General features: G+C 68.5%; 11 protein-coding genes. All 11 read right to left on the bottom strand.

The annotated features are described in order from the left end of the window. Nucleotides 1-14: 14 nt before the first annotated feature. Nucleotides 15-890 carry an orotidine-5'-phosphate decarboxylase gene (gene pyrF / locus AB8K43_RS07050; RefSeq protein ID WP_370892867.1) on the bottom strand — a complete coding sequence of 292 codons (876 nt, stop codon included), beginning with the start codon at nt 888-890 and terminating at the stop codon, nt 15-17. Continuing rightward, nucleotides 890-1,969 carry a quinone-dependent dihydroorotate dehydrogenase gene (locus AB8K43_RS07045; protein ID WP_370892865.1) on the bottom strand — a complete coding sequence of 360 codons (1,080 nt, stop codon included), beginning with the start codon at nt 1,967-1,969 and terminating at the stop codon, nt 890-892. The genes pyrF and AB8K43_RS07045 overlap by 1 nt, the downstream gene beginning before the upstream one ends. Further along, complete coding sequence (gene carB / locus AB8K43_RS07040; RefSeq protein WP_370892863.1) at nt 1,966-5,268, bottom strand: carbamoyl-phosphate synthase large subunit; 3,303 nt, start codon at nt 5,266-5,268, stop codon at nt 1,966-1,968. The genes AB8K43_RS07045 and carB overlap by 4 nt, the downstream gene beginning before the upstream one ends. Then, a complete protein-coding gene (gene carA / locus AB8K43_RS07035; RefSeq protein ID WP_370892862.1) occupies nt 5,268-6,434 on the bottom strand; it encodes a glutamine-hydrolyzing carbamoyl-phosphate synthase small subunit in 1,167 nt (388 codons plus the stop codon). Before carA ends, carB begins: the two co-directional genes overlap by 1 nt. A 5-nt stretch (nt 6,435-6,439) precedes the next feature. After that, entirely contained in the window at nt 6,440-7,714 is a 1,275-nt protein-coding gene (locus tag AB8K43_RS07030) for a dihydroorotase (RefSeq protein ID WP_370893375.1), read from the bottom strand. Between the two features lie 8 nt (nt 7,715-7,722). Beyond that, nucleotides 7,723-8,688, bottom strand: a complete 966-nt coding sequence (locus AB8K43_RS07025) for an aspartate carbamoyltransferase catalytic subunit (protein ID WP_370892860.1) — start codon at nt 8,686-8,688, stop codon at nt 7,723-7,725. Further along, a complete protein-coding gene (pyrR, locus tag AB8K43_RS07020) occupies nt 8,685-9,248 on the bottom strand; it encodes a bifunctional pyr operon transcriptional regulator/uracil phosphoribosyltransferase PyrR (RefSeq protein ID WP_370892858.1) in 564 nt (187 codons plus the stop codon). The genes AB8K43_RS07025 and pyrR overlap by 4 nt, the downstream gene beginning before the upstream one ends. A 67-nt stretch (nt 9,249-9,315) precedes the next feature. Continuing rightward, nucleotides 9,316-10,467, bottom strand: coding sequence for a GNAT family N-acetyltransferase (locus tag AB8K43_RS07015; protein ID WP_370892856.1), 1,152 nt, complete (start codon nt 10,465-10,467; stop codon nt 9,316-9,318). 18 nt (nt 10,468-10,485) lie between these two features. Continuing rightward, the gene (locus AB8K43_RS07010) at nt 10,486-11,916 is read right to left on the bottom strand and encodes an AI-2E family transporter (protein ID WP_370892854.1); all 1,431 of its coding nucleotides are present in this window, start codon (nt 11,914-11,916) and stop codon (nt 10,486-10,488) included. 17 nt (nt 11,917-11,933) lie between these two features. Then, complete coding sequence (gene nusB / locus AB8K43_RS07005; protein ID WP_370892852.1) at nt 11,934-12,347, bottom strand: transcription antitermination factor NusB; 414 nt, start codon at nt 12,345-12,347, stop codon at nt 11,934-11,936. Continuing rightward, nucleotides 12,348-12,908 carry an elongation factor P gene (efp, locus tag AB8K43_RS07000; RefSeq protein WP_370892850.1) on the bottom strand — a complete coding sequence of 187 codons (561 nt, stop codon included), beginning with the start codon at nt 12,906-12,908 and terminating at the stop codon, nt 12,348-12,350. Nucleotides 12,909-12,997: the final 89 nt, after the last annotated feature.

Raw genomic sequence — 12,997 nt, 5'->3', positions numbered from 1 at the left:
GAACGAGCGACCCACTAACCATCCCATCGCAGGATGTCGCGGGTCGCTGCGGCGACGCGGTGCGCCCCTTCGCGCAACCCGGCCACATCAGGGCCGTGGCGCAGCACATCGCGGCTGCTGGAGGCGAGGACCTGAGGTAGGACGCCCGCGAAGACTTCGCGCACGTCTTCGGCACTCGCGCCCTGGGCTCCGAGACCAGGAGCGAGCAGCGGCGCGTTGGAAGTGCCGAAGTCGATCCCGAGATCCTGCGCGGCCGAGCCTATGGTCGCCCCGACGACGAGGCCGACGCTCCCGAGCTCCCCCTTCTGCTGCGCCGCCGCGTTATCGCGCGCCGCCCCATCGACCATCGCGCCCGCGACGCTGCGACCGTCGAGCCCGCGCGCGTGCTGGACGCTCGCGCCCTCGGGATTGGAGGTGAGGGCAAGGACGAAGACGCCCCGGTTGGTCGCGTGGGCGAGGTCGATCGCCGGCCGCAGGGACTCATACCCCAGGTAGGGGCTCAGCGTGATCGCGTCGGCCGCTGCCGGGGCGTCGGCGCCGAGGAAGGCCTCGCCGTAGGCATCGACAGTCGTGCCGATATCGCCTCGCTTCACGTCCAAGATCGTCAGGGTTGAAGCCGAGCTGAGGTCGTCGAGCACGCGCTCGAGCACCGCGACCCCCTTCGCCCCAAACACCTCGAAGAAGGCGGATTGGGGTTTGACCGCTGCGACCTCACCGGCGAAGGCCTCGACGCAGGTGAGCGCGAAGCGTTCCAGGCCGGCGAGATCGTAGGTCAGACCCCACGACTCGACGAGCGCGCGATGCGGGTCGATCCCGACGCAGAGCGGCCCGTGAGTGGCCATGGAGCGGGCGAGCCGCGGGCCGAAGGGGGTCTCGCTCACCGTCGTCATCACGACTCCTGCCTCTGGTGGGCCGCAATGGCGGCATTGACGCGGCGGACCCAGAGCGGGCCCTCGTAGATGAAGGCGGTGTAGGCCTGCACGAGCGTGGCGCCCGCCTCGAGTCGATCGATCGCGTCCTGCGGGGTCGTGATGCCGCCAACGCTGATGATGACCGGCTCCGCGCCCATCTCGGCCCGAAGGAGCGCCAGGACCTGGGACGACCTCTCGGCGAGGACAGGTCCCGACAGGCCTCCTCCCCCGGCGGCGTCGATCTCGGCCGGCGCGCTCCGCAGGCCCTCGCGGGCGATCGTGGTGTTGGTGGCGACCACCCCGGCGAGGCCGAGGCGGCTCGCGAGTCCGGCGGTGGCCCGCACGTCGTCGTCGGCGAGATCGGGGGCGATCTTGACGAGAAGGGGGACCTGGCGTCCCGCCGCCTCATCGGCGGCCTCAGCGACGGCGCGCAGGATCGGTTCGAGGGCGTCGACGGCCTGGAGGTCCCGCAATCCGGGGGTGTTCGGCGAGCTGACGTTGACGACGAGGTAGTCGGCGTAGGGCGCGAGGCGGCCGGCGCTTCGCCGATAGTCGGCGACCGCTTCGTCCGCCGGGACGACCTTCGTCTTGCCGATATTGACCCCGAGCATGACGCCACCGTCGGCGTCCCCTCGGCGGATGGCATCGGCTCGGCGAGCCAGTCGGGCCGCCACGACCGCTGAACCGTCGTTGTTAAAGCCCATCCGGTTGACGATCGCCCGGTCCTTCGGCAGCCGGGCGAGGCGCGGTTTGGGATTACCGGGCTGCGCCTCTCCGGTCACGGTGCCGATCTCGACGAATCCGAACCCGAGCGCGCCGAGGGCATCGACGCCGAGCGCGTCCTTGTCGAAGCCCGCCGCGAGCCCGAGGGGGCTGCGCAGGTGGTGCCCGAAGACCTCGGGGCCGAGCGCCTCACCGCCAAGCACCCGCCGGACTCCCCCGGTGAACCCCGGGACCCGGTTCAGCGCCCGCCAGGTCCCAAAGGCCCGGTGATGGGCCACCTCCGGGTCAATCCGAGTGAGCGCGTGATCAAAGACGCTGCGGTAGAGACCGCTCACCCGCGCCGCCCGAAGAGGTCGAGGTCGGCAGCGTGCTCCTGCAGCGGCTTGACCCGCAGCTCGCCATGGATCTGGTACTCCACGGCTTGGACGGCGGCACCGAGTTGTTGCACGGTCGTCACGATCGGCCGGTCCATCGCGGTCGTCGCCGCGCGGATCGCGTAGCCATCGGCGCGGGCGTGCTGGCCGGATGGGGTGTTGAAGACCATCTCGATCTCGCCGTCGGTAATCCGCTCGACGATGCCGCGCTCGCCCTCGACCCGGTCACTGTGCTTGATCGCGACCTCACACTCGATCCCGTTGCGGCGCAACACCTCCGCGGTGCCTTCGGTCGCGAGGATCGTGAAGCCAAGGTCCGCGAGGCGCTTGACCGGGAAGATCATCGCCCGCTTGTCGCGGTTCGCGACCGAGACGAAGATCTTGCCCGAGGTCGGCAGGCCGTGGCTGAGGGTGCCGAGTTGGCTCTTGGCGAAGGCCGAACCGAAGTCGTGGTCGATCCCCATGACCTCGCCGGTGGAGCGCATCTCCGGGCCGAGCAACGAGTCGACGACCCGCCCGTCGTGGGTGCGGAAGCGCTTGAAGGGCAGCACCGCCTCCTTTACCGCCATCGGAGCGTGGGCCGGCAGAGCGCCGCCGTCGACCCCCTTCGGCAGCAGACCCTCTTCGCGCAACTCGGCAATGCTCGCCCCGAGCATCACGCGGGCGGCCGCCTTCGCGACCGGGACGCCGGTGGCCTTGGCGACGAAGGGGATGGTGCGCGAGGCCCGGGGGTTCGCCTCGAGGACGTAGAGGACGTCCTGCGCGAGAGCGAATTGGACGTTCATCAGCCCGCGCACGCCGATCCCTTCGGCGAGCTTCAAGGTGGCCTCGCGGACCCGCTGCAGTTCGGTGGCACCAAGCGTCGCCGGCGGAAGGGTGCACGAGGAGTCACCGGAGTGGATGCCGGCCTCCTCGATGTGCTCCATGACCCCGCCGAGGTACATCTCCTCGCCGTCGTAGAGCGCATCGACATCGATCTCGATCGCGTCGTCGAGGAAGCGGTCGACGAGGATCGGGTGCTCCGGGCTCGCGATCGCGGCGCGCTGGACGTACTCGGAGAGGGTCTGGTCGTCGTAGACGATCTCCATCCCGCGTCCGCCGAGCACGTACGACGGACGGACGAGGACCGGGTACCCGATCTCCTGAGCGATCTCGACCGCTTCCTCGGCGGAGAAGGCGGTGCCGTGCTTGGGAGCGTGAAGCCCGGCCTCGTGCAGGACCCGGCCGAAGTGACCCCGATCCTCGGCGAGGTCGATCGCCTCGGGCGAGGTCCCGACGATCGGGACCCCTTCGTCCTTGAGGGCCTGAGCGAGACCAAGGGGGGTCTGCCCGCCGAGCTGGACGATCACCCCGGCAACCGGACCGGCCTGCGTCTCGGCGTGGATCACCTCGAGGACGTCCTCGAGGGTGAGCGGCTCGAAGTACAGCCGCGAGCTCGTGTCGTAGTCCGTCGAGACGGTCTCGGGATTGCAATTGACCATCACCGTGTCGTAGCCCGCTTCGCGCAGGGCGAAGGAGGCGTGGACGCAGGAGTAGTCGAACTCGACGCCCTGGCCGATCCGGTTCGGCCCGGAGCCGAGGATGATCACCGCGGGCTTCTCACGCGGCACGACCTCGCTCTCCTCGTCGTACGAAGAATAGTAGTAGGGCGTCTGGGCCGCAAACTCGGCCGCGCAGGTGTCGACGGTCTTGTAGACCGGCCGGACGCCAAGCGCCTCGCGCACGCCGCGCACGACGGACTCGTTCATCCGTCGCAGGCGGGCGATCTGGGCATCGGAGAACCCGTGCCGCTTCGCCAGCCGCAGCATCTCCGGGGAGAGCCGGGGGGCGTCGTGGATCTGCTGCGCGAGGTCGTTGATCAGGGCGATCTGGTCGAGGAACCACGGGTCGATCCCGGTGGCCTCATGGACCTCTTCGACGCTCATCCCACCGCGCATTGCCTGCTGGACGGTGACGATCCGGCCGTCGGTCGGGATCTTCGCCTTCTCCAGCAGCTCGCTCGCGTGCTCCCGGGTGGGCTGGTCGCCTCGCCAGTGGAAGGCCGAATCCTTGTGCTCGACCGAGCGCAGGGCCTTCTGCAGGGCTTCGGTGAAGTTGCGTCCGATGCTCATCGCCTCGCCGACCGACTTCATCGTGGTCGTCAGGGTCGGGTCGGCCGCGGGGAACTTCTCGAAGGCGAAGCGTGGCACCTTCACGACGACATAGTCGAGGGTCGGTTCGAAGGAGGCCGGGGTCTCCTTGGTGATGTCGTTGGGGACCTCATCGAGGGTGTACCCGATCGCCATCTTCGCGGCGATCTTGGCGATCGGGAAGCCGGTCGCCTTGCTCGCCAGGGCCGACGAGCGCGAGACGCGCGGGTTCATCTCGATGACGATGATCCGACCGTCTTCGGGGTTCACCGCGAACTGGATATTGCAGCCGCCGGTGTCGACTCCGACCTCGCGGATCACCCGGATCGCGATATCGCGCAGCCGTTGGTATTCGCGGTCGGTGAGGGTCAGGGCGGGGGCGACGGTGATCGAGTCGCCGGTGTGGACGCCCATCGGGTCGAGGTTTTCGATCGAGCAGACGACGACCACGTTGTCGGCGCGGTCGCGCATCACCTCGAGCTCGTACTCCTTCCAACCGAGGATCGACTCCTCGAGGAGCACCTCCGTGGTCGGGCTGTACTGCAGGCCCGCACCGGCGATCCGGCGCAGATCCTCTTCGTCATAGGCGAAGCCGGAACCCAGCCCGCCCATCGTGAAGGAAGGGCGCACGACGACCGGGTAGCCGAGCTCGTCCGCCCCCGCGAGCACCTCATCCATGGAATGGCAGATCACCGAGCGGGCAGACTCCGCGCCGCTGCGCGCCACGACGCCCTTGAAGCGCTCGCGGTCCTCCCCGAGCTCGATCGCCTCGACATTGGCGCCGATGAGGGGGCAGTTGTACTTCTCGAGCACCCCGGCCTTATCGAGCGCGATCGCGGTGTTGAGCGCCGTTTGACCGCCGAGGGTCGCGAGGACCGCATCGGGGCGTTCGCGCTCGATGATCTTCTCGACCACCTCTGGGGTGATTGGCTCGACGTAGGTGGCGTCGGCGAACTCCGGGTCGGTCATGATCGTCGCCGGGTTGGAGTTCACGAGGACGACGCGGATGCCCTCTTCTCGAAGGACTCGGCAGGCCTGGGTCCCGGAGTAGTCGAACTCGCAGGCCTGACCGATCACGATGGGGCCGGAGCCGATGACGAGGACCGACGTGATGTCGTCGCGCTTGGGCATTACTTGGTCGACTCCTTGGCAGCGTGGGCGTCGAGCAACTCGACAAAGCGATCGAAGAGGTGGGCCGCGTCATGCGGTCCGGCCGCGGCCTCGGGGTGGTATTGGACCGAGAAGGCGGGGATGTCCAGGCACGCGAGGCCCTCGACGACATCGTCGTTCAGGCCGATGTGACTCACTTGGACCCGGCCGTAAGAGGTGCCGTGCTCGGCGTCGGCCGGCGCTGTGACGATCTCGCGCAGGGGCGCGTCGACGGCGAAGCCATGGTTGTGCGCGGTGACCTCGACCTGGCCGGTCGCGACGTCGAGGACCGGCTGGTTGATCCCACGGTGCCCGTATTTCAGCTTGTAGGTGCCGAAGCCGAGCGCCCGACCGAGGATCTGGTTACCGAAGCAGATCCCGAAGTACGGGATCCCGGCGCTGAGCACCTCGCGGAGCACCTCGACCTGGGGTGCCGTGGAGGGGTCGCCGGGGCCGTTGGAGAAGAAGACCCCGTCGGGATGGACCGCACGGATCTGCTCGAAGGTCGCGCTCGCGGGCAGGACATGCACCTCGATGCCGCGCTCGGCCATGAGGAAGGGGGTCATCGACTTGATCCCGAGGTCGAGGGCCGCGACGGTGTAGCGCTTCTCCCCTTTCGCCTCGACGACATAGGCCTGCTCGGTGGTTACCTGTGAGGCCAACTCGGAGCCCTCCATGGCGGGCGCGTCCGCGACCCGCTGAGCAAGGACATCGGACGGTTCGCCCGCGGCGTCTCCGGAGAAGACACCGGCGCGCATGGCACCGCGCTCGCGCAGGTGGCGGGTTAGGGCCCGGGTGTCGATCCCGCAGATCCCGACGACCCCCTGCTCGCGAAGGGCGTCTTCGAGCGAGCCGCTCGCGCGCCAGTTGCTCGGCCGGACCGCGGGGTCGCGCACGACAAACCCGGTCACCCAGATCCGGGAGGACTCGTCGTCCTCGTCGTTCCAGCCGGTGTTGCCCACGTGCGGGGCGGTCATGACCACGACCTGGCGGTGGTAGCTCGGGTCGGTGAGGGTCTCTTGATAGCCGGTCATCCCGGTCGAGAAGACCGCTTCGCCGACGGTCTCACCGACGGCCCCGAAGGCCTCTCCGGTGAAGGTGCGGCCGTCTTCGAGGACGAGGACGGCGCGCTCGCGTGATGTGAGCATGGGGGTTAGAGCACCTCTCCTGCCTGCGCGGTGACTCGCCCGCGCAGGATTGTTGCGTGGACCGCACCGGTCAGGGTGCGGCCGTGGTACGGGTTGTTGCGCGACAGCGAGTGGCTCGCGTCGCGGTCAACGGTGGTCGTGGCAGCGGGGTCGACGAGGACGAGATTCGCCGCGGCACCCGGAGCGATCTGCTGGCCGTGCCCGGCGAGGCCCGCGATCGCGGCAGGGGTCACCGACATGACCCGGGCGAGATCATCGAAGGTCATCCGCCCCGTCGTCACCATGAGGTCATGGACGATGGCGAAGGCGGTCTCTAGGCCGAGCATGCCGAAGGCGGCGTCGACGAAGGCATGCTCCTTGTCATGGCGGGCGTGCGGCGCGTGGTCGGTCGCGACGGCGTCGATGGTGCCGTCGGCAAGGCCAGCGCGCAGGGCCTCGGCGTCCTCAGCGGGGCGCAGCGGCGGGTTGACCTTGTACACCGGGTCATAGGAGGTCAGGAGGTCGGTCGTCAAGAGCAGGTGGTGCGGGGTCACCTCGGCGGTGATCCGGGCACCGCGCTCCTTACCCCAACGCACGACTTCCAGGCCCTCGGCCGTCGTCACGTGCGCGACGTGCACGCGTGAGCCCGTGAGGAGCGCGAGCTCGACATCGCGGGCGATGATCGTCGTCTCGGCGGCGGCGGGCCACCCGGGCAACCCGAGGCGCCCGGAAAGCTCCCCTTCGTGGCAACATGCGTTGGGGCCGGCCAGTTCGGGGTTCTGGGCGTGCTGACTGATCACGCCGTCGAAGGCGCGGATGTACTCAAGGGCCCGGCGCATGACGCGGGCATCCCCGACGCAGCGTCCGTCATCGGAGAAGACGCGAACCCGAGCGCGGCTGCGGTGCATGAGGCCGAGTTCGGCGAGTTCCGCGCCGTCGAGGCCCTTGGTAACCGCACCGATCGGCTGCACGTCCGCATGCCCAGCGGCGACGCCGAGGTCGTAGATGCGCTCGGCGGCCTCGGCCGTGTCGGTCACCGGGGTCGTGTTGGCCATCGCGAGCACGGCGGTATACCCACCGGCCGCTGCCGCCGCGGTCCCCGTGCGGACGGTCTCGGCGTCCTCTCGTCCGGGTTCGCGCAGGTGGGTGTGGAGGTCCACCAGGCCCGGGAGCACCACGAGGCCGTCGGCGTCGATGACCTCCGCTCCATCCGCGTCGGGCGAGCCGATCTCGGCGATCTTGCCGTCGCGGATCAAGATGTCGGCGACGTCGGCGCCGAGGATGCTGGCGCCGGTGATCATCAGGTCACTCACGCGGGGCTCCCTTCGCCGCTCGCCAAGAGGTGGTAGAGGACGCTCATCCGCACGGCCACGCCGGAGCTGACCTGATCCAAGACGAGCGAAGAGGCCGCGTCGGCGGCATCGGCCGCGATCTCCAGGCCCCGGTTCATCGGTCCGGGATGGCAGATCACCGCCTCGGGATTGGCCGCGGTCAGGGCTCGCAGACGGTCTCGAGTGAGGCCATACCCGATCGTGTACTCCCGAGGCGTCGGGAAAAAGCCACCGCTCATCCGCTCACGCTGGACGCGCAGCATCATCAGGGCATCGGGCGCCTCGGCGATTACGGCATCGAGGTCGTTGCTCAGGGTGAAGCCGTCGTGGTCGGCCCACGCGGCGGCGCCGCTTGGCATCAGGGTGGGCGGAGCGACGACGGTGACCCGGGCGCCGAGGCGCGGCAGGGTGATGAGGTTCGAGCGGAAGACCCGGCTGTGCGTGACATCACCGACGATCGCGATGTGCCGGCCCTCCAAGCTGCCGAGGCGCCGCTCCATCGTGTAGGCGTCGAGCAGGGCTTGAGTGGGGTGCTCGTGGGTGCCATCCCCGGCGTTGATGACGCTCGTCGGGACGCCCTCGCCATCGAACCAGCCCGCGACCTGATGGGCGGCACCAGAAGCGCTGTGCCGCATGACAATCGCATCGACGCTCATCGCGGCGATCGTCTTGACGGTGTCCCGCAGCGACTCCCCCTTCGAGGTGGACGAACCCTTACCGGTGATGTTGATCGTGTCGGCCGACATCCACTTCCCGGCGATCTCGAACGAGCTGCGGGTGCGGGTTGAGTCCTCGAAGAAGAGGTTGATCACGGTCCGACCTCGCAGGGTCGGGAGCTTTTTGACCTCGCGGCGCTGCACCTCGTGCATCTCCGCGGCCGTGTCGAGCAGGGTGCGGATCGCGTCGGTATCGAGGTCCGAGCAGGAGAGCAGGTGCCGGGTCATCGCTTCGCTCCCCCGCTGATCGCGACGGTGTCGTCGACCTCGTCATAGCCGCGGAGGCGCACCATGACCCGCTCTGCGTGGGAGGTCGGCAGGTTCTTGCCGACGTGGTCCGCCCGGATCGGCAGCTCGCGATGGCCGCGATCCACGAGGACCGCCAGCCGGACCGCCTTCGGGCGACCGTAGTCGGCGAGGGCGTCCAGGGCGGCCCGGACGGTGCGCCCGGAGTAGAGGACATCGTCGACGAGGATGACCACGCGCCCATCGATCCCGTCGCCGGGGATCTGGGTCTGTTGCGGGGCCCGCGTCGGCTGCGCGCGCAGGTCATCGCGATACATGGTGACGTCGAGCGCGCCGACCGGGCAGTCATTGCCCTCGATCTCGGTGATGAGGGCGGCGAGGCGCTTGGCGAGTTCTACTCCGCGGCTGGGGATGCCGAGTAAGACGATGTCGCTCGCTCCGCGACTTTGCTCGATCACCTCATGGGCGATGCGGCGGAGGGCCCGGGTGATGTCATCGGAACTCATCACCTCGCGGCTGGGCGTGGCGGTGTCGGGACACATGTGTGTCTCGGACCTCCTTTCCTGCCTCACAGGACAGTGGTTTAAAGGATCACCGATCGCGCTCACCCTACCTGCCGGGCGGGCGTGGTCGTGCACCGGGCAGGTCGTCCCTGGTGGCGACGATCCGCGGGCGAAGGGAGGTCGCGGCGGCAACAGTCCCCAAGGCGGCGAGCTCTCGGACCAGTTCACGGGTCGGGGTCAGCATGCCGACCGCCCCGGTCGTTGAATCGGCGAAGAGGCGCGCGGCGTGAGCCCAGCCCGAGTGGTTGGCCTCGGTGGTCGAATGCACGGGCTGTGGCTCATCGGGGCTCAGCGGGAGGAGGAAGAAGCTCACATCGAAGCGAAGCGGGCAGATCGGAGGGGTCACCCAGCAGTCCCACGGCACGAGCCGATCGGCCGCGATGGTGAGCAGGGTCTCCTCGGCGAGTTCGCGCAGGCCGGTCGCAATGAGCGCCCGGACGTGCGCCCTTCGGTCGGCGACCTCTCGCCCGGCAAGGACCTCGGCCCAGGCTCGGAGGTGGGTATCCAACACCTCGGGCGCGAGGTCGAGGTCGGCGCCGCGCATCTCATCGCCGGGGTCGCTTCGACCACCGGGGAAGACCGCGACATCAGCGGCAAAATCCATCGTCGACGCTCGATGCTGGACGAAGACCTCGATCCCGTCCGGCCCGTCCCGGATTGGGATCACGCTCACGGCCGGCACCGGGTCGATGACGCGGGTGGCAAGGGGCAGGGTCATCACGATCCGGCGCCCGAGGGCATCCAGGCCGCTATCGATCTCGCGCTCGCGAAGGTCCTGGACGGGACCAGCCACCTCGATGGCGTCTCGGAAGCCGAAGCGGCGGTAGAAGGGGGCATTCCAGGGCAGGTCGGCAAAGGTGATCAGGGTGATCTCGGACGCTCCCCGGGCCTGCGCCTGCGTGCACGCCGCATAGATCAGCGCCCGCCCGATGCCCTGCCGCCCGTGCTCCGGTCGCACCGAGACTTGCTCGAGATGGTGGTGCCCCTCTAGGTCGAGGACGTGGGCGAAACCGAGCGTGACTCCCCCTTCGAGCGCAGCCACGATGAAGCCGGGATGCGCGAAGCGTTCGGCACCCGGGGTCGGCGGCCAGCGCCCGGCCTCCACGAGGCCGGGGATCAGCCGGTCGGCCGCGCCCTCGACCTGCGCGAGAGAGGCAAGGATCGCCCCGTCCTCGGCTCCTAGGACGCGCAGTTGCACGGGCAGGGTGAGCCGGCCCTACTTCTTGCGGCGGAATCGTCGGCCGAGTTCGACGGCTCGATCGCGAACCTTCGCGCTGATCTCGGGCAGGGTGATCTGGGCGGCGTCGTTCGGATCATTGCTGACCGTCGGGGTATGCCGGACGAAGTTCGCGTGAGCCGCCTCGCCGCGGCGGGCGAGGAGCTCTCCGTCTTTGGTCGCGACGAGGACATCGTCGGCCTTTAAGTCCCCGGCTCGAAGGTCCACCTGCTCGCTCATATAGCGGATGATCACGGCGACGACCGCCGCGACCGGCACCGCGAGGAAGGCCCCGACGATGCCGAAGAGCGTGCTCCCGGCGGCTACCGACAGCAAGATCACGCCGGCGTGGAGCTCCATGGACTTGCCCTGGAGGATCGGCTGGAGGACGTTGCTCTCGAGCTGCTGAACGACGAGCACGACGATCAGCACGAGGATGGCCGTCGTCGGGCCCTTTGCCACGAGCGCGACGAGCACGGCCAATGCGCCAGCGACAAAGGCGCCGAGGATCGGGACGAAGCCACCGAAGAACGTGAGGACCGCCAGGGCAAACGCGAGCGGCACCTGGAGCACGACCAGACCGATGCCGATACCGATCGCGTCGATGCCGGCGACGATGGCCTGGGTGCGGATGAAGCCACCGAGGGTGTTCCAGGACCGAGTCAGCACCTCGGTGAGGTGGCGACCCGACTCGCGTCCGGCGAAGCGACGTAGGAAGGGGAGGAACTTCGGCCCGTCCTTGAGGAAGAAGAAGGTAAGGACGAAGACCAGCAGCAAGGTGATGATGGCGCTCGTGATCATCGACACGCCCGTGAAGACGCCCGAGGCGATGTCACCGGCCCGACCCTGAAGCCACGCGGTCGCTTGATCCACGTAGTTGTTGATCGCCTGGCTGTCGATATTGAAGGGCGGCTCGGAGAGGCGGCGCTGGACCTGGTTCAACCCATCGGCCGTGGCCTTGGCGAGGTCACCGGATTGGCTGACCAATGAAGGCACGAGCGCCACGAAGACGCCGATCACGAGCCCGATGGAGCCGAGGAGCACGATCACCGCCGACAGGGCCGGGGGCATGCCCTTGCGCTGCAGCCAGCCGGTCGGCGGCCAGAGGACGGTCGTCACGATCAGAGCAAGCATGACCGGGAAAACGCCGACCCAGACCTTCCCGAGGAGCCACCACAAGACCGCAATCCCGGCCGCGATGATGAGCAGCCGGAGCGACCAGCGCGAGACCGCGGTGACGCCCTGCCCGATGATCACGCCACGGTCGACTCCGAGGTTGGTGAGGTCCTCGACGTCATCGACCGGCGGCTCTTCGGTGCCGACCGCGGCGTTCTCGCGGGTGCGCTCGGCCACCTTCTCGACGGATTCATCCGATTCGCCGAAGACGCGCTCGGCGGCTTCGTCGAGCGGATCAGGCGATGGGTCGTTCACGGTTCGTCTCCTAGGACTTAAGCGAGGGTCGGCTTGACCTCGGCGATACGGGCGAGCAGCCCGTTGACAAACTTCGGTGATTCATCGGTGCTGAGCTCGGTGGCCAGGGCCACTGCTTCGCTGATCGCGACGACATCGGGGACCTCGTCGTTGTGGAGGATCTCCCAGGCCGCGAGGCGCAAGATCGCGCGATCGACCGCCGGCATCCGCTCGAGCGTCCACCCTTGGCTGTACGTCGTCAGCAACTCGTCGGTGTCGACCCAGTGGGCAACGACCCCTTCGACGAGGGTCACGGTGTACGGGTTGAGGGGGGCCTCGGTGACCGGGGCCTCGACCCGCTCCGCGACGAGGGTGCCGGCGTTGGCACCGCGCTGCTCGGCCTCAAACAACAGGTCGACGGCGCGCCGCCGCGCCTTGGTGCGTGCCCCCACTCAGTTCACTCGGCCGAGGTAGGAGCCGTCGCGGGTGTCGACCTTCACGCGGGTGCCCTGCTCGACGAAGAGGGGAACCGCGATCTCGGCGCCGGTCTCCAGGGTCGCCGGCTTGGTGCCGCCGGTCGAGCGGTCACCCTGCAGGCCGGGTTCGGTGTAGGTGATCTCAAGGACCACCGACGCGGGCAACTCGATGTAGAGCACATCGCCGTCGTGGCGGGCGACGACCGCGTCCTGGTTTTCGAGCATGTACTTCGCGGCATCACCGACGACCTCGGGGCTCACCATGATCTGGTCGTAGGTGTCGGGGTCCATGAAGACGAAGTCGGTGCCGTCGTTGTAGAGGTACTGCATCGTGCGCTTGTCGACATTGGCCGTCTCAACCTTGGTACCCGCGTTGAAGGTCTTGTCGATGGTCTTGCCGGTGGTGACCGACTTCAGCTTGGTCCGCACGAAGGCTGGGCCCTTGCCGGGCTTGACGTGCTGGAACTCGATCACGCTCCACAACTGGTTGTCGAGGTTTAGGACCATGCCGTTCTTCAGGTCGTTCGTGCTCGCCATATCGGTGTTTCAGCCTTCGCTATTCGGTGTCAAAGATCATCGGGCAGGCCCAGGCCACCTCATCGCAGTGCCGAGGAAATTGGCCAGAC

The sequence above is a fragment of the Janibacter sp. GXQ6167 genome (genome assembly GCF_041365945.1).
Lineage (GTDB): Bacteria > Actinomycetota > Actinomycetes > Actinomycetales > Dermatophilaceae > JBGFSK01.
The sequence above is the reverse complement of the archived record's forward strand: the minus strand, read 5'-3'. Positions and strand labels throughout refer to the sequence as shown.